Raw genomic sequence first — 22,429 nt, 5'->3', positions numbered from 1 at the left:
TTGCGCAGAATCGGCATCATGTTTTAATTAGCGAGTATAGTCTTCACAGATAATTTTCCAATCCACTATATGAATTGAGGACAGGTTATGCAGGCTTTGATCTTAGAACAGCAGGACGGAAAAACCCTCGCATCCGTTCAACCCCTCGACGAAAATCAGCTACCTGAAGGCGATGTGACGGTGGATGTTCACTGGTCGAGCCTGAACTATAAAGATGCCCTCGCCATCACCGGCAAGGGTAAAATTATCCGCAATTTTCCGATGATTCCTGGTATCGATTTCGCCGGTACCGTACGCGCAAGTGAAGATCCTCGTTTTCATGCAGGCCAGGAAGTCTTACTGACCGGATGGGGCGTGGGTGAGAATCATTGGGGTGGGCTGGCCGAACGCGCGCGTGTTAAAGGCGATTGGCTGGTTGCGCAGCCAAAAGGACTGGACGGTCGCAAAGCCATGGTCATTGGCACCGCCGGTTTTACCGCGATGCTGTGCGTCATGGCGCTTGAAGATGCCGGTATCCGCCCGGAAGACGGCGAAATCGTCGTCACCGGTGCCAGCGGTGGTGTAGGCAGTACTGCCGTTGCGCTGCTGCACAAACTGGGTTACCAGGTTGCGGCAGTATCAGGCCGCGAAAGCACTCACGACTACCTGAAAAGCCTGGGAGCCAACCGCATTCTGGGCCGTGATGAGTTTGCTGAATCTCGTCCGCTGGAAAAGCAACTGTGGGCGGGTGCCATTGATACCGTTGGCGACAAAGTGCTGGCAAAAGTACTGGCGCAGATGAACTATGGTGGTTGTGTTGCCGCCTGTGGTCTGGCTGGCGGTTTTGCGCTGCCCACCACGGTGATGCCGTTTATTCTGCGCAACGTGCGCTTACAGGGCGTCGACTCCGTGATGACGCCTCCGGCTCGTCGTGCACAGGCCTGGCAACGTCTGGTTAACGACCTGCCAGAGTCGTTCTATACCCAGGCAGCGACAGAAATCACGCTTGCCGATGCACCGAAGTTCGCCGATGCCATCATCAATAACCAGGTGCAAGGCCGTACGCTGGTGAAGGTGAAATAAAACAATTCGCAGATACAAATTTACATTTAATTAACTAAATTTCTCTGCACATTGACGGACTCCCTGCCATAGTAACTACGCGCCAGTATGAGCCTTTGCGCGTATGTCGGGAGTCCGTTATGAAGAAAATACGTCCATTCACTGAAGCCGATGTAACAGCCGAGTCGGCTTTTTTTATGCAGCGCCGCCAGGTGTTGAAAGCGCTGGGTATCAGCGCCGCCGCATTGTCTTTGCCCTTCTCTGCCGAGGCCGATCTTCTGAGCTGGTTTAAAGGCAATGACCGTCCGCCCGCGCCTGCTGGTAACCCCCTTGATTTCACCAAGCCGGCAGCCTGGCAAAATACGCTTCCTTTAACACCAGAAGATAAGGTTTCTGGCTATAACAACTTCTACGAGTTCGGCCTCGACAAAGCCGATCCTGCTGCCAATGCCGGCAGTCTGAAAACCGATCCCTGGACGCTGAAAATCAGCGGTGAAGTCGCTAAACCGTTGACGCTCGATCATGATGACTTAACCACCCGCTTCCCACTGGAAGAACGTATATATCGAATGCGCTGCGTGGAAGCCTGGTCAATGGTGGTGCCGTGGATTGGTTTTCCTTTACATAAACTGCTAGCGCTGGTTGAACCCACCAGCAATGCAAAATATGTCGCGTTCGAAACACGCTACGCCCCTGAAGAGATGCCGGGGCAGAAAGATCGCTTTATTGGCGGTGGGTTAAAATATCCTTATGTTGAAGGGCTGCGTCTGGATGAAGCCATGCATCCGCTCACGCTGCTTACCGTGGGCGTGTATGGCAAGGCACTTCCGCCACAAAATGGTGCCCCTATACGCTTAACGGTGCCATGGAAATACGGGTTTAAAGGCATTAAGTCGATCGTCAGTATTAAACTGACGCGTGAACGCCCGCCAACCACCTGGAATATGGCTGCGTCCGATGAGTACGGTTTTTATGCCAATGTGAATCCTCATGTCGATCATCCCCGCTGGTCACAAGCGACTGAACGCTTCATCGGCGCGGGCGGCATACTGGATGTACAGCGCCAGCCCACACTGCTGTTTAATGGCTATGCAAAGGACGTTGCTGCTCTGTACCGAGGTCTCGATCTGCGGGAGAATTTTTAAGTGCGCCTGACTGCAAAACAGATTACCTGGCTGAAAGTTTGCCTGCATCTTGCCGGACTTTTACCGTTTCTCTGGCTATTTTGGGCGGTAAATCATGGGGGACTGAGCGCCGATCCGGTCAAAGACATTCAGCACTTTACCGGTCGGACAGCGCTGAAATTCTTACTGGCTACCTTGCTGGTCGCGCCGTTGGCGCGCTACGCTAAACAGCCATTATTGATACGCACTCGCCGCCTGCTAGGGCTATGGTGTTTCGCCTGGGCGACGTTACATTTAACCAGCTATGCGCTACTGGAATTAGGCATTAATAACCTGGCATTGCTGGGGCGGGAACTGACGACTCGACCTTATTTGATGTTGGGCATTATCAGCTGGGTCATTTTATTCGCCCTCGCCTTAACCTCTACACAGGCAGCCCAGCGAAAACTGGGTAAATATTGGCAGTATCTGCACAACTTCGTCTATCTTGTGGCGATCCTGGCACCCATACATTATTTGTGGTCGGTAAAAATTATCTCCCCGCAACCGATTATTTATGCTGCACTTGCAGCGGCGCTGTTAGCCAGCCGCTACAAGAAGTTTCGCCAGTGGTGGCGGTAGTTTCACGTTATGTGCAGTACGTTGCAAAACACGGACGAACCCATGTTCTTTACATGCCAGCGGTTGATTATCTTCCCTGATAAGACCAGTATTTAGCTGCCAATTGCTACGAAATCGTTATAATGTGCGACCTTGCTATCCCCGGTAGCGTTTTTACAGCGCAGAAAGGGTGACAATCGCATATTGAAGGTATATTTTGTCTTTTACCCGAAAATGGCAGAAGATAGCCGCACAATGACTAACAAGTCTGGCAATCTCATATAATGGCCGCAGCACGCAGTGCAACGCCTGAGATGCGTGGCATCTTGTCACTCACTGTTATAAAAATGCTATACAGACGGCGGTAAAACGCCTGTCACAATCTCACTAAACAAAGAGTACGGAACCCACTCATGGATATTCGTAAGATTAAAAAACTGATCGAGCTGGTTGAAGAATCAGGCATCTCCGAACTGGAAATTTCTGAAGGCGAAGAGTCTGTACGCATCAGCCGTGCAGCGCCAGCTGCAAGTTTTCCAATGATGCAACAGGCTTATGCTGCACCAGTGATGCAGCAGCCAGCTCTGTCTAACGCTGTTGCACAGACTGCTACTCCAAGTATGGAAGCACCGGCAGCAGCGGAAATCAGTGGTCACATCGTACGCTCCCCAATGGTTGGTACGTTCTACCGCACCCCGAGCCCGGATGCGAAAGCGTTCATCGAAATCGGCCAGAAAGTGAATGCGGGCGATACCCTGTGCATCGTTGAAGCCATGAAAATGATGAACCAGATCGAAGCCGACAAATCCGGTGTAGTGAAAGCGATTCTGGTAGAAAGCGGTCAACCGGTAGAATTTGACGAGCCGCTGGTCGTCATCGAATAACGAGGCGAACATGTTGGATAAAATTGTCATCGCTAACCGTGGTGAGATTGCCCTGCGTATTCTTCGTGCCTGTAAAGAACTGGGCATCAAGACTGTCGCGGTGCACTCAAGCGCGGATCGCGATTTAAAACACGTATTGCTGGCGGATGAGACGGTCTGTATTGGCCCGGCTCCGTCCGTTAAAAGCTATCTGAACATCCCGGCAATCATTAGTGCTGCTGAAATCACCGGCGCAGTGGCAATCCACCCGGGCTATGGCTTCCTCTCAGAGAACGCCAACTTCGCTGAACAGGTCGAACGTTCTGGTTTTATCTTCATCGGCCCGAAAGCTGACACCATCCGTCTGATGGGTGACAAAGTGTCCGCGATTACTGCGATGAAGAAAGCTGGCGTACCGACCGTTCCAGGTTCTGACGGCCCGTTGGGCGACGACATGGACGCTAACCGCGCTCATGCCAAACGCATCGGCTATCCGGTAATCATCAAAGCCTCCGGCGGCGGCGGTGGACGCGGTATGCGCGTCGTGCGCAGTGATGCCGAATTGGCGCAATCCATCTCCATGACCAAAGCGGAAGCGAAAGCAGCTTTCAACAACGACATGGTCTACATGGAGAAATACCTGGAAAACCCACGCCACATCGAAATTCAGGTGCTGGCTGACGGTCAGGGTAACGCGATTTATCTGGCTGAACGTGACTGCTCCATGCAGCGCCGTCACCAGAAAGTCGTCGAAGAAGCACCTGCGCCGGGTATCACCCCGGAACTGCGTCGCTACATCGGCGAGCGTTGTGCCAAAGCGTGTGTTGATATCGGCTATCGCGGGGCAGGTACTTTCGAGTTCCTGTTCGAAAACGGTGAGTTCTACTTCATTGAAATGAACACCCGTATTCAGGTTGAACACCCGGTCACTGAGATGATCACTGGCGTTGACCTGATCAAAGAACAGTTGCGTATCGCTGCTGGCCAACCGCTGTCCATCAAGCAGGACGAGGTTGTGGTTAAAGGCCATGCGGTAGAATGCCGTATCAACGCCGAAGACCCGAACACCTTCCTGCCAAGCCCGGGCAAAATCACGCGTTTCCACGCACCGGGTGGCTTTGGTGTACGCTGGGAATCTCATATTTACGCAGGCTACACTGTACCTCCGTACTATGACTCAATGATCGGTAAGCTGATTTGCTACGGTGAAAACCGCGACGTGGCAATTGCCCGTATGAAAAACGCATTGCAGGAACTGATCATCGACGGTATCAAAACCAACGTTGATCTGCAGATCCGCATCATGAATGACGAGCACTTCCAGCACGGTGGAACCAACATCCACTACCTGGAGAAAAAACTCGGACTTCAGGAAAAGTAAGCACGCGTTAACCGAAAAGGCCGGAAATTCCGGCCTTTTGTTTTTCTCCCCTCCCATACGTGCCATAGGGTACAATCCCCGCTTTCTTTATCCACAAGGGACAAAAAATGGACGCTCGTTTTGTTCAGGCCCATAAAGAGGCGCGCTGGGCGCTGTGGCTGACCCTTTTATATCTTGCCACATGGTTAGTGGCCGCTTACTTACCAGATTCAACGCTGGGTTTTACCGGCTTACCGCACTGGTTTGAAATGGCCTGCCTGCTTACGCCGCTGGTTTTCATAGTACTGTGCTGGGCGATGGTGAAGTTTATCTATCGCGACATTCCGCTGGAGGATGACGATGCAGCTTGAAGTGATTTTGCCGCTGGTTGCCTATCTTCTGGTGGTGTTCGGTCTCTCTGTTTACGCCATGAGAAAACGTACGACCGGCACTTTCCTGAATGAATATTTCCTCGGCAGCCGCTCGATGGGCGGGGTCGTATTGGCCATGACGCTAACCGCAACCTACATTAGCGCAAGCTCCTTTATTGGTGGTCCCGGTGCGGCATATAAATACGGGCTGGGCTGGGTGTTGCTGGCGATGATCCAGCTACCTGCCGTTTGGCTTTCGCTGGGTATTCTCGGTAAGAAATTCGCTATTCTGGCGCGACGCTATAATGCCGTAACCCTCAACGATATGCTGTTTGCCCGCTATCAAAGCCGGTTACTGGTCTGGCTGGCGAGCCTTAGCCTGCTGGTCGCCTTCGTTGGCGCGATGACGGTACAGTTCATCGGCGGCGCACGTTTGCTGGAAACTGCCGCGGGCATTCCGTACGAAACTGGCCTGCTGATCTTTGGCGTCAGTATTGCGCTCTACACGGCGTTTGGCGGATTCCGCGCCAGCGTACTAAATGACACGATGCAGGGCATGGTGATGCTGATTGGCACGATAGTCCTGCTGGTAGGCGTCGTCCATGCTGCCGGTGGCCTTAGCCATGCGGTTGAAACCCTGCAAACCATCGATCCTAAACTGGTATCACCACAAGGCGCAGATGACATTTTGTCACCCACATTTATGACATCGTTCTGGGTGCTGGTGTGCTTTGGCGTGATTGGACTGCCACATACGGCGGTACGCTGCATCTCCTATAAAGACAGTAAAGCGGTACACCGTGGGATTATTATCGGCACTATCGTGGTGGCAATCCTGATGTTTGGCATGCATCTGGCGGGTGCGTTGGGACGTGCGGTTCTCCCTGACCTGACGGTACCCGATCTGGTGATCCCGACACTGATGGTAAAAGTGTTACCACCGTTTGCCGCCGGGATCTTCCTGGCCGCGCCGATGGCTGCGATCATGTCAACGATCAATGCCCAATTGCTGCAAAGTTCCGCTACGATCATTAAAGATCTTTATCTGAACATTCGCCCGGAACAGCTGAAAAATGAAACGCGTCTGAAGCGCATGTCCGCTGTGATTACCTTGCTGCTGGGTGCATTACTGCTGCTGGCCGCCTGGAAACCACCAGAGATGATTATCTGGCTCAACCTGCTGGCGTTTGGCGGGTTAGAAGCGGTCTTCCTGTGGCCACTGGTGCTGGGCCTGTACTGGGAGCGGGCGAACGCCGCAGGCGCATTGAGCGCCATGATTGTCGGCGGCGTGTTGTATGCCGTACTCGCTACTTTTAACGTTCAGTACCTGGGCTTCCATCCGATTGTGCCCTCGTTGCTGATAAGTTTGCTGGCTTTCCTGGTCGGAAACCGTTTCGGTTCTACCGCCCCGCAAGCCGCCATATTGACTACTGATAAATAAAGAGTTTTGCCATGCCATGGATCCAACTGAAACTGAACACAACGGGTGCTAACGCAGAAGAGTTAAGCGATGCACTGATGGAAGCAGGCGCTGTTTCCATCACTTTCCAGGATACGCATGATACACCTGTGTTCGAGCCCCTGCCGGGCGAAACTCGCCTGTGGGGCGATACCGATGTAATTGGTCTGTTCGATGCCGAAACCGACATGAAAGAAGTGGTTGCTATTCTGGAACAGCACCCGCTGCTGGGCGAAGGCTTCGTGCATAAAATCGAACAGCTTGAAGATAAAGACTGGGAACGCGAATGGATGGACAATTTCCACCCTATGCGCTTTGGTGAACGTCTGTGGATTTGCCCGAGCTGGCGCGATGTTCCGGATGAGAACGCCGTCAATGTGATGCTGGACCCTGGTCTGGCGTTTGGCACAGGCACTCATCCAACGACCTCTTTGTGCCTGCAGTGGCTCGATGGTCTCGACCTCAACGGTAAAACAGTGATCGACTTTGGCTGCGGCTCCGGCATCCTGGCAATTGCAGCACTGAAACTCGGAGCAGCAAAAGCGATTGGCGTCGATATCGATCCGCAGGCCATTCAGGCAAGCCGCGATAACGCCCAGCGTAATGGCGTATCTGACCGCCTGGAGTTATACCTGCCGAAAGACCAGCCAGAAGCGATGAAGGCCGACGTCGTGGTCGCCAACATCCTGGCAGGCCCATTGCGTGAACTGGCGCCGTTAATCAGCGTCCTGCCCGTTGAAGGCGGTTTGCTGGGGCTTTCCGGGATACTGGCCAGCCAGGCTGACAGTGTCTGCGAAGCCTATGCCGATCTCTTTACGCTCGATCCCGTCATCGAAAAAGAAGAGTGGTGTCGTATTACCGGCAAGAAAAAATAGTCCTTTCCCGTGGCCTCTCTGTAGGCCACGTTTTCCCTTTTTTTGTACCTCCCCCGCCACCGTCGCAATGCTAAAATACCCTACTTAACTCATTGAAGTTAAAGTATTAAATAACATTAATTATTCATTGGACGAATTGTATGAAAGCAACATTTGGTAAGGCGGCGCTGCTAGCGCTAAGCATCATACCCGTAACGGTTTTTGCATCTCACTGGGGTTACGAGGGAGAAGGTTCTCCAGAACACTGGGGCGCGCTCAGTGAAGAGTACAAAACTTGCCAGACCGGGAGGAATCAATCCCCGATCAACATCGACACCGCGCTTACAGCGCACCTCTCACCGCTTAGCGTTCACTATACCGATGGGCCGGTCACGCTCATCAACAATGGTCATACCATCCAGGCGGGTCTAAAGGTCTCGACCGATGATACTGTGGCCATTGATGGCACGCCATTTACTCTCCAGCAGTTCCATTTTCACGCGCCGAGTGAAAACACCATTCATGGCAAACATTACGCTATGGAGGCACACCTGGTGCACAAAGATGCAAAAGGCGATATTGCTGTCGTCGCGGTAATGTTTGATGTCGGCACTGAAAACGCAGAATTAAATAAGCTGTGGACCGTGATGCCCGAAAAAGCTGAGCAGAATATCAACGTCACCACGCAGATGGATCTCAACGCGCTTCTGCCCGTCGATAAGACTTACTGGCGCTTCAGCGGTTCTCTGACGACACCGCCCTGCACCGAAGGTGTAACCTGGATTATCCTGAAGCACCCGATGACGCTTTCCGAAACACAGCTAAAAAAATTCACTCGGGCCATGCATCACGACAACAACCGCCCCGCACAACCGCTCAATGGCCGCGTGATTGTCGAGTAATCCGCAAAAAACCCTACGATCATGTTCTGAAATGAGAGCATAGTCACACTATGTCACAATAATCTGCTGATTAATTCAGCAGATTATCTTGCCAGACCGCCTGACCTCGAAGAAAAAATGAGAAGTTACGCAAAATTATATGCGTATATAAAATCGACACATTTTTATAATGCAATGATTTATATGATTAATTATTTTCACCCGCTCAGATTTACGGCAATTCATTGATCCACCTCAGTGGATTGGTCAAAGTTTGGCCTTTCATCTCATGCAAAAAATGCGTAATATACGCCGCCTTGCAGTCACAGTATGGTCATTTCTTAACTCATGCGCATCGGACAATACCAGCTCAGAAATCGCCTGATCGCAGCACCTATGGCTGGCATCACTGACAGACCATTCAGGACGCTGTGCTATGAGATGGGAGCAGGATTGACGGTATCCGAGATGATGTCTTCTAACCCGCAGGTTTGGGAAAGCGACAAATCTCGTTTACGTATGGTGCACGTTGATGAGCCAGGAATTCGCACGGTGCAAATTGCCGGTAGCGACCCTGTTGAGATGGCTGATGCCGCACGTATTAACGTGGAAAGCGGCGCCCAGATTATTGATATCAATATGGGGTGTCCGGCTAAAAAAGTGAATCGCAAGCTCGCAGGTTCAGCCCTCTTGCAGTACCCGGATTTAGTGGAATCGATACTAACCGAGGTCGTCAATGCAGTGGACGTTCCTGTCACACTCAAGATTCGCACCGGCTGGGCTCCGGAACACCGTAACTGCGTAGAGATTGCCCAACTGGCTGAAGACTGTGGCATTCAGGCTCTGACCATTCATGGACGCACCCGCGCCTGTTTGTTCAATGGAGATGCTGAGTACGACAGTATTCGGGCAGTTAAGCAGAAAGTTTCCATTCCGATTATCGCGAATGGCGACATTACTGACCCGCATAAAGCCAGAGCTGTACTCGACTATACGGGGGCGGATGCCCTGATGATAGGACGTGCAGCTCAGGGAAGACCCTGGATCTTTCGGGAAATCCAGCATTATCTGGACACTGGGGAGCTGCTGCCCCCGCTGCCTCTGGCAGAGGTGAAGCGCTTGCTTTGTGCGCATGTTCGGGAATTGCACGACTTTTATGGTCAGGCAAAAGGGTACCGAATTGCGCGTAAACACGTATCCTGGTATCTCCAGGAACACGCTCCAGATGACCAGTTTCGGCGCACATTCAACGCCATTGAAGATTCCAGCGAACAGCTGGCGGCGTTGGAGGCATACTTCGAAAATTTTGCGTAAACAGAAATAAAGAGCTGACAGAACTATGTTCGAACAACGCGTAAATTCTGACGTACTGACCGTTTCTACCGTTAACTCTCAGGATCAGGTAACTCAAAAACCCCTGCGTGACTCGGTTAAACAGGCACTGAAGAACTATTTTGCTCAATTGAATGGTCAGGATGTTAACGATCTCTATGAGCTGGTACTGGCTGAAGTAGAACAGCCCCTGTTGGACATGGTGATGCAATACACCCGCGGTAACCAGACCCGTGCTGCCCTGATGATGGGCATCAACCGTGGTACGCTGCGTAAAAAACTGAAAAAATACGGCATGAACTGATACTAATCAGCGAAATGTTTGTTTTAAAAGGCGCTACTCGGCATGGGGAAGCGCCTTTTTTATTCGCGTCACACGGAGGCTTTGGTGATGAAAGCAAGATGTGAACCTGTCTACTTTGGTGATGAATCAAAAAAGATAATCCAGGGTGATGCGCTAACTGAACTGAAAAAGCTGCCGTCTGAAAGCATCGATCTGATCTTTGCCGACCCGCCTTATAACATCGGGAAAGATTTTGACGGGTTGGTAGAATCCTGGGACGAAGAGAGCTTTCTGGCCTGGCTGTTCGAGTGCATTGATGAATGCCATCGAATATTAAAGCCACAAGGCACCATGTACATCATGAACAGTACGGAGAACATGCCGTACATCGATCTCAAATGCCGACAGCTTTTTACCATCAAAAGCCGTATTGTGTGGGCCTATGATAGCTCGGGAGTACAGGCCAAAAAGTACTTTGGCTCCATGTATGAACCGATCCTGATGATGGTCAAAGACCCAAAAAGTTATACATTTAACCGTGATGATATTTTGGTTGAAGCGAAAACGGGGGCGAAACGCGCGCTGATCGATTACAGAAAGAACCCACCTCAACCCTACAATCATAAAAAAGTACCGGGTAATGTCTGGGAATTTCCACGCGTCCGCTACCTGATGGATGAATACGAAAACCATCCAACCCAAAAGCCTAAAGCTCTGCTGGAACGCATCATTTTGGCCTCCTCGAATCCAAACGACTGGGTGTTAGATCCGTTCGCGGGTAGCTTCACTACCGGGGCAACCGCAGTGGGTTTGGGGCGTCAGTTTGTCGGTATTGAAATCAATGATGAATACGTAAAAATGGGACTGCGGAGACTGCGTATTAGCTCCCATTTTTCAGAGAATGAGCTTGCAAAGGTGAAAAAACGCAAGACGAAAAACCTGTCTAAAAAGAGTCGATTACCGGAAAAGAGCGATGGAATTTCAGCAAAGTAAAAGCATTGTAAGTCTGCTTCTCAGCTTTTAGATTTCGTGTATATTCCCTGCACACTTGGGCATGAATACACAGGATTTGGTAATGATTCGCAAGTATTGGTGGCTGGTTGTTTTTGCTGTCTTTGTTTTTCTTTTTGATGCACTACTCATTCAGTGGATAGAGTTAATGACAACAGAGCACGACAAGTGCCGGAATATGAACTCAGTGAATCCCCTCAAGCTGGTCAATTGCGTCGACCTCGAATAGTGCGCCCGGTGCTTACCGTTCTGTAACTGCCGTCAGTCCATGGCGGCAGAAACTAGCCAGCCTGATCCTCACCCTGAATCAATTGCAGCATGCAACCATCAGGGCTTAACATTTTTAATACATTATCGACTAATACAGGTGCTTGTTGGTAGAGATCATAACTCGCTGGATTCATTAACCAGTTTTTTATTATTCCGCTAAAACTGCCATGCAAAATAATGATGATAACGTCTAAATCAAGGCTGGTAGCGATCAAATTGTTAACCGCACACTGCTGCAAAGACTCACGAATACTTTGGTGACTCAGTCCTATTTTATCGCGAATCGCCTGCTCTGATATCATATCGTTATGAAATTCACACTTATGATATAAAATTTGCATTAATGCCTGCTGACGAGGATTCTCAGCAATATATTGCAAACCTACAACTAATTTCTCACGCAACCGCTGCAAAGGATTATCTCCCCAACGACCAATGAGTTTTTCCTGAATAAGGTTGCGGAGAGGAGGTTGTTGTAACCATAGCTCATTAAACAGCTGGGTCTTGTTTTCAAAATGCCAGTAAAGCGCCCCCCGCGTCACGTTGGCGGCGTCCGCAATGTCGTTTAGCGTTGTATTGCCTACGCCGCGCACGGCAAACTGCGCTATCGCAGTTTCAATCAGGAGCTGGCGCGTTTTGAGGGCATCAGCTTTCGTTTTTCTGGCCATAGTTCCGAATGCCTGAGGCAGAGTAGAGAATGATTAACTTTCTTATTTAATATTTACTATACGGAATAAATGTATCACCTGGAGATTGTTTAAACGAGATCTAAACTATTTCATTGTGCTGATTACACACAAATAATCAAAACGAATAAACAACACCAATACATTCACCAATCACATAATCATTTCAATATGTATTTATGCGCATCATAGTATTGCTATTAACGACATAATAAGTCGGTAGCTGATTACTCTTTTTTTGTTTTTACGTGCCGTGCATCGCCCCCATAAATAAGTATTGCTTACATCGCAAGCTAATAATTTGTAGGATAGCCAACTATTATTTTTTGTGCACGTTATCTCCCTCGCCTCACCCGGTAAATAACGAGCTTTCGGTTTTTTAAGGAATAGTAATGACGAAAAATGCCAGGTTCTCACTCCTGCCCTCATTCATCATCATCTCCGCTGCATTACTCGCCGGTTGTAACGATCAGGGGGATACACAAGCTCATCCTGCCGAGCCACAGGTTACTGTCCATGTCGTTGAGTCGGCCCCTTTAGCCGTGACAACTGAACTGCCGGGACGAACGACCTCATTCCGTATTGCAGAAGTCCGCCCTCAGGTCAGTGGGATTGTACTTAAACGGAATTTCACCGAAGGGAGTGATGTTGAAGCAGGTCAATCGCTCTATCAGATCGACCCCGCAACCTACCAGGCAGACTATGACAGCGCCAAAGGTGAGCTGGCGAAGAGTGAAGCGGCGGCTGCCATTGCGCATTTAACCGTGAAACGCTACATCCCGCTGGTCGGCACTAAGTACATCAGCCAACAAGAGTACGATCAGGCCATTGCTGATGCGCGTCAGGCAGATGCTTCTGTTACTGCAGCAAAAGCAGCCGTTGAAAGCGCTCGCATTAATCTTGCTTACACCAAAGTCACATCGCCAATTAGCGGACGTATCGGTAAATCCAACGTCACTGAAGGGGCGCTGGTCACCAATGGTCAGGCAACAGAGTTAGCTACCGTTCAGCAACTTGATCCTATTTATGTCGATGTCACGCAGTCCAGCAACGACTTTATGCGCCTCAAGCAATCCATTGAACAAGGTAGCCTGCATAAAGACAGCACCAGCAGCGCTGTTGAACTGGTGATGGAAAATGGCCAGTCCTACCCGCTGAAAGGCTCTTTGCAATTTTCTGACGTTACGGTTGATGAAAGCACCGGATCCATCACCCTCAGAGCCGTGTTCCCTAACCCGCAGCACACCCTGTTACCGGGCATGTTTGTTCGGGCGCGTATCGATGAAGGTGTACAGCCCAATGCCATTCTCGTTCCACAACAAGGTGTAACGCGTACTCCGCGTGGTGATGCCACAGTGATGGTCGTTAACGACAAGAGCCAGGTTGAGTCTCGTGCCGTTGTCGCTGCGCAAGCCATTGGCGACAAATGGCTGATTAGCGACGGTTTAAAACCCGGCGATAAAGTCATCGTGAGCGGCTTACAGAAAGCACGCCCTGGCGTGCAGGTTAAAGCCACTACCGATGCCCCGGCAGCAGCTGCGGCGCAATAAGGTAAGCGGACATGGCAAACTTTTTTATTAGGCGACCTATCTTTGCCTGGGTGCTGGCCATCATTCTAATGATGGCGGGTGCTTTGGCGATCATGCAACTGCCCGTGGCACAGTACCCTACCATCGCGCCCCCTGCCGTAGCGATTTCCGCAACCTACCCAGGTGCGGATGCACAGACGGTTCAGGACACAGTAACGCAGGTTATCGAACAGAACATGAACGGTATCGATAACCTGATGTATATGTCCTCCACCAGCGATTCAGCCGGGAGCGTGACCATCACACTGACGTTCCAGTCTGGGACCGACCCCGATATCGCGCAGGTCCAGGTGCAAAATAAGTTGCAGCTCGCCACACCGCTTCTGCCGCAGGAAGTCCAGCAGCAAGGTATCAGTGTTGAGAAATCGAGTAGCAGCTTTTTGATGGTTGCGGGTTTTGTTTCTGACAATCCGCAAACTACACAGGATGACATCTCCGATTACGTTGCCTCTAACGTTAAAGACACCATCAGTCGTCTGAACGGCGTTGGCGACGTGCAGCTGTTTGGTGCTCAGTACGCCATGCGCATCTGGCTGGATGCAAACTTGCTGAACAAGTACAAACTCACACCAGTCGATGTCATTAATCAGTTAAAAGTACAGAACGATCAGATAGCCGCAGGTCAGTTAGGTGGTACCCCGGCATTGCCTAATCAGCAGCTTAATGCCTCGATCATTGCGCAAACACGCCTGAAAGATCCAGAAGAGTTCGGCAAAGTCACCTTACGTGTGAACAGTGATGGCTCTGTTGTTCATCTGAAAGATGTCGCGCGTATTGAGCTGGGCGGTGAAAACTATAATGTTGTTGCTCGCATTAACGGTAAGCCTGCATCCGGTCTCGGTATTAAACTGGCCACCGGCGCAAACGCACTGGATACCGCTAACGCCATCAAAGCAAAACTGGCAGAACTGCAACCTTTCTTCCCGCAGGGAATGAAGGTCGTCTATCCGTACGACACGACGCCGTTTGTTACGATCTCTATTCACGAAGTCGTAAAAACGCTTTTTGAAGCGATCGTGCTGGTCTTCCTGGTCATGTATTTGTTCCTGCAAAACATCCGGGCAACGCTCATTCCGACCATCGCGGTCCCCGTCGTATTATTGGGAACATTTGCCGTCCTTGCCGCGTTTGGCTACTCGATAAATACCCTAACAATGTTCGGGATGGTGCTCGCCATCGGCTTGTTGGTTGATGACGCGATAGTCGTGGTGGAAAACGTAGAACGTGTGATGATGGAAGATAATCTACCGCCGAAAGAGGCGACAGAAAAATCCATGTCACAAATTCAGGGAGCCCTGGTCGGTATCGCCATGGTGCTCTCTGCGGTATTCATCCCAATGGCCTTCTTTGGCGGTTCCACTGGGGCAATTTACCGACAGTTCTCAATCACTATTGTTTCTGCAATGGCGCTTTCCGTGCTGGTCGCATTGATTCTGACACCGGCACTGTGTGCAACATTACTGAAGCCAGTCTCTGCCGATCATCACGAGAAAAAAAGCGGCTTCTTTGGATGGTTTAACGCCAAATTTGACCACAGCGTCAACCATTACACCAATAGCGTCAGCGGAATCATTCGCAAAACGGGGCGTTACCTGGTGGTGTATCTGGTCATTGTGATTGGGATGGCTGTACTCTTCATGCGCCTTCCAACCTCTTTCTTGCCAGAGGAAGATCAGGGCGTATTCCTGACAATGATTCAACTCCCGGCAGGTGCAACTCAAGAACGCACTCAGAAAGTGCTGGATCAGGTCACTCACTACTACCTGAACAATGAAAAAGCGAATGTCGAGAGCGTCTTTACGGTTAACGGCTTTAGCTTCAGCGGTCAGGGACAAAACTCAGGGATGGCGTTCGTCAGCCTCAAACCCTGGGAAGAACGTAGCGGTAGCGAAAATAACGTTGAATCCGTTATTGCCCGCGCAACCCGGGCATTTAGTCAGATTCGCGATGGTTTAGTGTTCCCGTTCAACATGCCAGCCATTGTTGAGCTGGGTACGGCAACCGGTTTTGACTTTGAACTGATTGACCAGGGCGGGCTGGGACATGCCGCACTAACCCAAGCACGTAACCAGCTGCTGGGCATGGTGGCAAAACACCCTGACCTGCTGGTGCGCGTACGCCCTAACGGTCTTGAGGATACCGCGCAATTCAAGCTGGATGTCGATCAGGAAAAAGCACAAGCACTGGGTGTTTCATTATCTGATATCAACGAAACCATCTCTGCCGCATTGGGTGGCTATTACGTCAATGACTTCATTGACCGTGGCCGCGTGAAAAAAGTATATGTCCAGGCAGATGCTAAATTCCGTATGTTGCCGGAGGACATCAATAATCTGTATGTCCGCAGCGCCAATGGCGAAATGGTGCCATTTTCTACATTCAGTTCAGCACATTGGATTTACGGCTCGCCACGACTGGAACGCTACAATGGTATGCCATCAATGGAGTTGCTGGGAGAAGCTGCGCCAGGCAGGAGTACCGGTGAGGCAATGGCCTTGATGGAAAGCCTTGCGGAAAAACTACCAAATGGTATCGGTCATGACTGGACGGGAATGTCCTATCAGGAACGACTGTCAGGTAACCAGGCTCCGGCGCTGTATGCCATCTCGCTGATCGTCGTCTTCCTTTGCCTTGCGGCATTGTATGAGAGCTGGTCGATTCCATTCTCTGTCATGCTTGTTGTACCGCTCGGTGTTGTTGGAGCATTGCTGGCAGCGTCACTTCGCGGGATGAATAACGACGTGTACTTCCAGGTAGGCCTGCTAACGACTATTGGACTTTCTGCCAAAAACGCCATCCTGATCGTCGAATTTGCCAAGGACCTGATGGACAAAGAAGGTAAAGGGTTGATCGAAGCCACTCTTGAGGCTTCCCGCATGCGTCTTCGCCCTATCCTGATGACATCCCTGGCATTTATCCTCGGGGTTATGCCTCTGGTTATCAGCCATGGTGCAGGTAGCGGTGCGCAGAATGCTGTTGGTACCGGTGTTATGGGGGGGATGCTCACGGCAACATTGTTAGCGATCTTCTTCGTTCCCGTCTTCTTCGTTGTCGTTAAACGGCGTTTTAGCCGGCACCACGAATAATTTGTAAAATAAAGGCGTCCATGGACGCCTTTTTACATGATGATGAGTTCTTTACTTATTAATAAGATAGACATTTAATTCCGCTGGAACATTGCAGAAAGAACTTTCAGGCCCGTCCATTTTATCCATTATTTTTACAATCCACATGAATTGAGATTATTCCTCATGTCAGTCTTTTTTTAAGCAGTGGTAAAATAGCGGTCGAGTTCGCAGATGGCTGAGCGTTTACCTTTGCTCAATTAGCGAAACGCTTATTTTTGAGGTAACACCATGAAAAGATTAATACCCGTTGCACTGCTTACCGCATTACTGGCTGGCTGTGCACACGATTCCCCTTGCGTGCCTGTCTATGACGATCAAGGGCGTCTGGTTCACACCAACACCTGTATGAAAGGCACCACACAGGATAACTGGGAAACTGCAGGAGCGATAGCCGGTGGTGCTGCCGCTGTTGCCGGCTTGACGCTTGGGATAGTTGCCTTGACGAAATAAATAATCATAAAAGCGCGGCTGTTGCCGCGCTTTTAGCAATAATGATTAAATTTTTATATAAGACAAAACGTTGGTTCGAGGCATCATTCATAAAATAAAATTATTATAGATTCTCTTCACATATCCATGACCTCAAATTAGCATTTTCTCTATTCTTCGTTATAACGCACATCCCTTTCATTATTCTCACGCTACAGATATTCACGCCCGAAATTGTTATCTTGCGTCCTGTCTGAAAATTAAATATTTTGCGCTGAAATGTGGCTTACGTTTCAATTTTGCACCACTTCAGGGCGCTGCATTTATTTTTTCCTGTCTACACTCTGCATATTGCGTCGAATAATCGTGCGCAAAAACCTGGCACTACCTTTGCTTAGAAGAGTATGGCCAAAGCCACAGACAGGTAAAAGACGTTTGTAGAACGTTTCCATAACAATAATTCCTCCACACAGGATGCTCTATGAAAAAGATGATAATAGCCAGCCTGGCTGCGGCCGGCGTGCTGCTTGCGGTTGCAAATCAGGCACATGCCGGCGCAACTCTCGATGCCGTAAAGAAAAAAGGTTTTGTGCAATGTGGTATCAGTGATGGCCTGCCTGGTTTTTCTTACGCCGATGCAAGCGGTAAATTCTCTGGTATTGATGTCGATGTATGTCGCGGGGTTGCCGCTGCCGTATTTGGTGATGACAGCAAAGTAAAATATACCCCACTCACCGCCAAAGAACGCTTCACCGCGTTACAGTCTGGTGAGGTCGACATGCTTTCCCGTAATACCACATGGACTTCCTCTCGCGATGCGGGGATGGGCATGTCTTTCACCGGCGTAACCTATTACGACGGCATTGGTTTTCTCACCCATAATAAAGCGGGTCTGAAGAGCGCTAAAGAACTGGATGGCGCTACGGTTTGTATTCAGGCAGGAACAGATACTGAATTGAATGTGGCCGACTACTTTAAAGCCAACAACATGAAGTATACCCCTGTCACCTTTGACCGTTCTGATGAGTCCGCTAAAGCGCTGGAATCAGGGCGCTGCGATACGCTTGCTTCCGACCAGTCTCAGTTGTACGCCCTGCGGATCAAACTGAGCAACCCCGCAGAATGGATTGTACTGCCAGAAGTTATTTCTAAAGAACCACTGGGGCCAGTCGTGCGTCGTGGTGACGACGAGTGGTTCTCGATTGTTCGCTGGACGTTGTTCGCTATGCTGAACGCTGAAGAGATGGGCGTTAACTCGAAAAATGTTGACGAAAAAGCGGCAAATCCTGCAACACCGGATATGGCGCACCTGTTAGGTAAAGAGGGGGACTATGGCAAGGATCTGAAACTTGATAACAAATGGGCTTACAACATTATCAAGCAGGTAGGTAACTACTCGGAGATCTTTGAACGTAACGTTGGATCGGAAAGCCCGCTGAAGATCAAGCGTGGACAGAACAACCTCTGGAATAACGGTGGCATTCAGTATGCACCACCCGTGCGCTAATGCGCAGTGATGCAACGAGCGCCGCAACTGCGGCGCTCAGCCCAGAGTCATAGTTACCGAGGTTTTCTTATGTCCCATCGCCGCTCAAACGTAAAAGGATCGTTATCCTTTTCTAACCCTGCGGTCCGCGCCTGGTTATTTCAAATACTCGCTGTTATTGCAGTCGTTAGCATTGTGGTCTATCTCATTCATAACACCATTAATAACCTGAGCAGTCGCGGTATTACCTCGGGATTTTCTTTTCTCGAACGCAGTGCCGGATTTGGTATCGTCCAGCATCTGATTGATTACGAGCAAGGCGATACATATGGCCGCGTTTTTATCGTCGGTCTGCTTAATACACTGTTAGTCTCCGCATTGTGCATTGTTTTCGCTTCATTTCTCGGCTTTTTTCTCGGACTAGCACGGCTGTCGGATAACTGGTTGCTACGAAAGCTCTCTACAATTTATATCGAAACGTTCCGCAATATCCCGCCATTGCTGCAGATCTTCTTTTGGTATTTTGCCGTATTACGGAATTTGCCCGGACCACGGCAGGCTGTTAGTGCCTTGGATCTGGTCTTTCTGAGCAATCGTGGGCTCTACATTCCGGCGCCACAGATGGGAGAAGGTCTGATTACTTTCAGTGCCGCAATAGTGATTGCCGTCATCATCACCATTGGGTTATTTCGCTTCAACAAAATGCACCAGATCAAAACAGGCCAGTTACGCCGAACATGGCCAACAGCCCTGGCGCTAATAGCGTTTCTACCGATGATTTCACATTGGATTTTCGGCGCGGCGTTGCATTGGGATATCCCTGAACTGCGTGGGTTTAACTTCCGTGGCGGTATGGTGCTTATTCCAGAATTGGCTGCCCTGACACTGGCACTTTCTGTATACACCTCTGCATTTATTGCTGAAATTATCCGGGCGGGGATTCAGGCAGTCCCTTATGGGCAGCATGAAGCGGCACGTTCTCTGGGCCTACCAAACCGGGTAACCCTGCGGCAGGTCATCATCCCACAGGCGTTGCGTGTCATTATTCCCCCACTGACGAGTCAGTATCTGAATATCGTCAAGAACTCCTCTCTCGCAGCCGCCATTGGCTACCCGGATATGGTGTCATTGTTTGCCGGAACCGTGCTCAATCAAACAGGGCAGGCCATCGAAACTATCGCCATCACCATGTCGGTTTACTTGATCATCAGTCTGAGTATTTCTCTGTTGATGAATATTTATAACCGCCGCATCGCACTGATTGAGCGCTAAGGAGCCATGATGACAAAAGCACTGCTGTCTCGCCCCGCACGCCCGAGCAGTAACCAGGCAAGTCGCATTCTATTTTGGGTACGTAAAAACCTGTTCTCTAGTTGGTCAAACAGCCTGCTCACATTGCTATGCGTGTGGCTTATTTGGTCGTTCCTTCCCCCGCTGTTGAACTGGGCATTCCTGCAGGCCAACTGGGTCGGTTCTACCCGGGCCGACTGTACCAAAGCAGGGGCTTGTTGGGTGTTCATCCATGAGCGCTTCGGGCAATTCATGTATGGACTGTATCCACACGATCAACGCTGGCGCGTCAATCTGGCCCTGATTATTGGTCTGCTTTCCATCATCCCGATGTTCTTGAAAACCATCCCCCATCGTGGCCGCTATATCGCCATCTGGGCGGTGGTGTATCCCCTTACCGTCTGGTGGTTGATGTACGGTGGTTTTCTCGGGATTGAGCGAGTAGAAACCCGGCAGTGGGGGGGATTAACACTGACTCTGATTATCGCCTCCGTGGGTATCGCGGGCGCGCTTCCATGGGGAATTTTACTGGCGTTAGGCCGCCGTTCTCATATGCCGATCGTACGTGTTTTATCGGTCATTTTCATTGAGTTCTGGCGTGGTGTACCGCTTATAACCGTCCTGTTTATGTCCTCAGTCATGCTCCCGCTATTTATGTCGGAGGGTACAACTATCGACAAACTTATTCGGGCACTGGTTGGCGTCATTCTTTTCCAGTCAGCCTATGTTGCTGAAGTGGTACGCGGGGGATTACAGGCCTTACCAAAAGGTCAGTATGAAGCGGCTGAATCACTGGCACTCGGGTACTGGAAAACGCAGGGGTTGGTGATCCTTCCACAGGCACTGAAACTGGTCATTCCCGGTTTGGTCAATACCATCATTGCGCTATTCAAGGATACCAGTCTGGTCATCATCATCGGCCTGTTCGATCTCTTTAGCAGCGTCCAGCAAGCAACTGTCGATCCGGCCTGGCTGGGGATGTCGACAGAAGGATACGTTTTCGCTGCACTGATTTACTGGGTTTTCTGTTTCAGCATGTCGCGCTATAGCCAGCATCTGGAAAAACGTTTTAACACCGGGCGTACACCGCACTGAGGAATTTATGAGCCAAATAGTAATGCCGTCCACTGACGCGATGATTACGCTGGAAAACGTCAACAAATGGTATGGGCAGTTTCATGTCCTGAAGAATATCAACCTGCAGGTAAAACAGGGAGAGCGTATCGTATTGTGCGGACCTTCAGGTTCCGGAAAATCGACGACTATCCGCTGTATTAACCATCTGGAAGAACATCAGCAAGGGCGTATTGTCGTGGATGGAATCGAGCTCAACGAAGATATCCGCAATATCGAACGTGTCAGACAGGAAGTTGGCATGGTCTTCCAGCACTTTAATCTCTTCCCTCATTTAACGGTTCTGCAAAACTGCACACTGGCCCCTATTTGGGTGCAAAAGATGCCGAAGAAAGAAGCCGAAGTGCTGGCAATGCACTACCTTGAGCGGGTCCGCATTGCTGAACATGCACATAAGTATCCCGGGCAAATTTCCGGTGGTCAGCAACAGCGTGTCGCTATTGCGCGCTCACTGTGCATGAAACCCAAAATCATGCTGTTTGACGAACCTACGTCAGCGTTAGATCCCGAAATGGTAAAGGAAGTGCTGGATACGATGATTGGCCTGGCGCAATCGGGAATGACAATGCTGTGTGTAACACATGAAATGGGGTTCGCCCGCACGGTAGCGGATCGGGTGATCTTTATGGATCTTGGTGAGATTGTCGAACAGGCGCCTCCAGATGAATTTTTTGCCCACCCTAAATCCGAACGAACTCGTGCTTTTTTGTCGCAGGTTATACATTAACGCCACGATTGCCTGCACATATCAGGCCGACAGCAATGCCAACCTCGTAGGCTGGATAAAGCATTAACGCACATCCGGCCTTTTTCCTGATACGTTAAAACGCAAAAAGGCCCAGTCTTTCGACTGGGCCTTTCGCTTTTATTTGATGTCTGGCAGTTCCCTACTCTCGCATGGGGAGACCCCACACTACCATCGGCGCTACGGCGTTTCACTTCTGAGTTCGGCATGGGGTCAGGTGGGACCACCGCGCTACAGCCGCCAGACAAATTCTTTTCTACGTGCCGAACTTTAACCTAAAAACTGGTGCTGATACCCAGAGTCGAACTGGGGACCTCACCCTTACCAAGGGTGCGCTCTACCAACTGAGCCATATCAGCACACTAAATTTGATGCCTGGCAGTTCCCTACTCTCGCATGGGGAGACCCCACACTACCATCGGCGCTACGGCGTTTCACTTCTGAGTTCGGCATGGGGTCAGGTGGGACCACCGCGCTACAGCCGCCAGGCAAA

Annotated in this window: 21 protein-coding genes, 1 tRNA gene and 2 rRNA genes; 20 read left to right on the top strand and 4 right to left on the bottom strand. The window is 50.3% G+C overall.

Going from position 1 to position 22,429, the window contains the following annotated elements:
- Positions 1-87: 87 nt before the first annotated feature.
- The 13 genes from NNO03_RS05175 to NNO03_RS05115 all read left to right on the top strand — a co-directional run bounded on the left by NNO03_RS05175 (position 88) and on the right by NNO03_RS05115 (position 11,408).
- Positions 88-1,062 carry an MDR family oxidoreductase gene (locus NNO03_RS05175; protein ID WP_271449007.1) on the top strand — a complete coding sequence of 325 codons (975 nt, stop codon included), beginning with the start codon at positions 88-90 and terminating at the stop codon, positions 1,060-1,062.
- A gap of 119 nt (positions 1,063-1,181) precedes the next feature.
- The gene (msrP, locus tag NNO03_RS05170) at positions 1,182-2,186 is read left to right on the top strand and encodes a protein-methionine-sulfoxide reductase catalytic subunit MsrP (RefSeq protein ID WP_271449006.1); all 1,005 of its coding nucleotides are present in this window, start codon (positions 1,182-1,184) and stop codon (positions 2,184-2,186) included.
- Complete coding sequence (msrQ, locus tag NNO03_RS05165; protein WP_271449005.1) at positions 2,187-2,786, top strand: protein-methionine-sulfoxide reductase heme-binding subunit MsrQ; 600 nt, start codon at positions 2,187-2,189, stop codon at positions 2,784-2,786. It abuts the gene before it with no gap.
- A 392-nt stretch (positions 2,787-3,178) separates the two neighbouring features.
- Entirely contained in the window at positions 3,179-3,649 is a 471-nt protein-coding gene (gene accB, locus NNO03_RS05160) for an acetyl-CoA carboxylase biotin carboxyl carrier protein (protein ID WP_005121378.1), read from the top strand.
- Positions 3,650-3,659: 10 nt separating this feature from the next.
- Positions 3,660-5,009, top strand: coding sequence for an acetyl-CoA carboxylase biotin carboxylase subunit (gene accC / locus NNO03_RS05155; RefSeq protein ID WP_003828838.1), 1,350 nt, complete (start codon positions 3,660-3,662; stop codon positions 5,007-5,009).
- Between the two features lie 107 nt (positions 5,010-5,116).
- Complete coding sequence (locus tag NNO03_RS05150; protein ID WP_016154721.1) at positions 5,117-5,359, top strand: YhdT family protein; 243 nt, start codon at positions 5,117-5,119, stop codon at positions 5,357-5,359.
- Entirely contained in the window at positions 5,349-6,800 is a 1,452-nt protein-coding gene (panF, locus tag NNO03_RS05145; protein ID WP_271449004.1) for a sodium/pantothenate symporter, read from the top strand. The genes NNO03_RS05150 and panF overlap by 11 nt, the downstream gene beginning before the upstream one ends.
- Positions 6,801-6,811: 11 nt before the next feature.
- Entirely contained in the window at positions 6,812-7,693 is an 882-nt protein-coding gene (prmA, locus tag NNO03_RS05140) for a 50S ribosomal protein L11 methyltransferase (RefSeq protein WP_271449003.1), read from the top strand.
- Positions 7,694-7,833: 140 nt separating this feature from the next.
- Entirely contained in the window at positions 7,834-8,574 is a 741-nt protein-coding gene (locus tag NNO03_RS05135) for a carbonic anhydrase (RefSeq protein WP_271449002.1), read from the top strand.
- A 327-nt stretch (positions 8,575-8,901) separates the two neighbouring features.
- Positions 8,902-9,867 (top strand): tRNA dihydrouridine synthase DusB, encoded by a 966-nt coding sequence (gene dusB / locus NNO03_RS05130; RefSeq protein ID WP_271441679.1) that lies wholly within the window; start codon positions 8,902-8,904, stop codon positions 9,865-9,867.
- A gap of 25 nt (positions 9,868-9,892) precedes the next feature.
- Complete coding sequence (gene fis, locus NNO03_RS05125) at positions 9,893-10,189, top strand: DNA-binding transcriptional regulator Fis (RefSeq protein ID WP_000462905.1); 297 nt, start codon at positions 9,893-9,895, stop codon at positions 10,187-10,189.
- Positions 10,190-10,276: 87 nt separating this feature from the next.
- Positions 10,277-11,161 carry an adenine-specific DNA-methyltransferase gene (gene yhdJ / locus NNO03_RS05120; protein ID WP_271449061.1) on the top strand — a complete coding sequence of 295 codons (885 nt, stop codon included), beginning with the start codon at positions 10,277-10,279 and terminating at the stop codon, positions 11,159-11,161.
- An 82-nt stretch (positions 11,162-11,243) separates the two neighbouring features.
- On the top strand, positions 11,244-11,408 hold the full coding sequence (locus tag NNO03_RS05115; RefSeq protein ID WP_003025279.1) for a DUF2556 family protein: 165 nt from the start codon (positions 11,244-11,246) through the stop codon (positions 11,406-11,408).
- Positions 11,409-11,460: 52 nt separating this feature from the next.
- Here NNO03_RS05115 and envR read toward each other — a convergent pair whose 3' ends face one another.
- Positions 11,461-12,117: an acrEF/envCD operon transcriptional regulator gene (envR, locus tag NNO03_RS05110; RefSeq protein ID WP_271449001.1), complete on the bottom strand. Its 657-nt coding sequence runs from the start codon at positions 12,115-12,117 to the stop codon at positions 11,461-11,463.
- Positions 12,118-12,527: 410 nt separating this feature from the next.
- Between envR and NNO03_RS05105 the strand changes: the two genes are divergently transcribed.
- The 7 genes from NNO03_RS05105 to NNO03_RS05075 all read left to right on the top strand — a co-directional run bounded on the left by NNO03_RS05105 (position 12,528) and on the right by NNO03_RS05075 (position 21,918).
- Positions 12,528-13,685 (top strand): efflux RND transporter periplasmic adaptor subunit, encoded by a 1,158-nt coding sequence (locus tag NNO03_RS05105; protein ID WP_271449000.1) that lies wholly within the window; start codon positions 12,528-12,530, stop codon positions 13,683-13,685.
- Between the two features lie 11 nt (positions 13,686-13,696).
- Positions 13,697-16,810, top strand: coding sequence for an efflux RND transporter permease subunit (locus NNO03_RS05100; RefSeq protein ID WP_271441682.1), 3,114 nt, complete (start codon positions 13,697-13,699; stop codon positions 16,808-16,810).
- A 270-nt stretch (positions 16,811-17,080) separates the two neighbouring features.
- Positions 17,081-17,302: a membrane protein gene (locus tag NNO03_RS05095; protein ID WP_048213468.1), complete on the top strand. Its 222-nt coding sequence runs from the start codon at positions 17,081-17,083 to the stop codon at positions 17,300-17,302.
- Positions 17,303-17,762: 460 nt separating this feature from the next.
- A complete protein-coding gene (locus NNO03_RS05090) occupies positions 17,763-18,788 on the top strand; it encodes an amino acid ABC transporter substrate-binding protein (protein ID WP_202037597.1) in 1,026 nt (341 codons plus the stop codon).
- A gap of 69 nt (positions 18,789-18,857) precedes the next feature.
- Positions 18,858-20,039, top strand: coding sequence for an amino acid ABC transporter permease (locus tag NNO03_RS05085; protein WP_271448999.1), 1,182 nt, complete (start codon positions 18,858-18,860; stop codon positions 20,037-20,039).
- A 9-nt stretch (positions 20,040-20,048) separates the two neighbouring features.
- Positions 20,049-21,152 carry an amino acid ABC transporter permease gene (locus tag NNO03_RS05080; RefSeq protein WP_271441684.1) on the top strand — a complete coding sequence of 368 codons (1,104 nt, stop codon included), beginning with the start codon at positions 20,049-20,051 and terminating at the stop codon, positions 21,150-21,152.
- A 7-nt stretch (positions 21,153-21,159) separates the two neighbouring features.
- On the top strand, positions 21,160-21,918 hold the full coding sequence (locus tag NNO03_RS05075; RefSeq protein WP_048213472.1) for an amino acid ABC transporter ATP-binding protein: 759 nt from the start codon (positions 21,160-21,162) through the stop codon (positions 21,916-21,918).
- Positions 21,919-22,065: 147 nt separating this feature from the next.
- Here NNO03_RS05075 and rrf (NNO03_RS05070) read toward each other — a convergent pair.
- From rrf (NNO03_RS05070) to rrf (NNO03_RS05060), 3 genes are all read right to left on the bottom strand, one after another.
- Positions 22,066-22,181 (bottom strand): 5S ribosomal RNA (gene rrf / locus NNO03_RS05070).
- Positions 22,182-22,219: 38 nt separating this feature from the next.
- Positions 22,220-22,295: transfer RNA gene (locus tag NNO03_RS05065), tRNA-Thr, on the bottom strand.
- Between the two features lie 14 nt (positions 22,296-22,309).
- Positions 22,310-22,425, bottom strand: a 5S ribosomal RNA gene (gene rrf, locus NNO03_RS05060).
- Between the last annotated feature and the right edge of the window lie 4 nt (positions 22,426-22,429).

The organism is Citrobacter sp. Igbk 16 (assembly GCF_028069755.1).
Classification (GTDB): domain Bacteria; phylum Pseudomonadota; class Gammaproteobacteria; order Enterobacterales; family Enterobacteriaceae; genus Citrobacter.
Note: the sequence above shows the minus strand (reverse complement) of the source record. Positions and strands in the feature narration are given on the sequence as shown.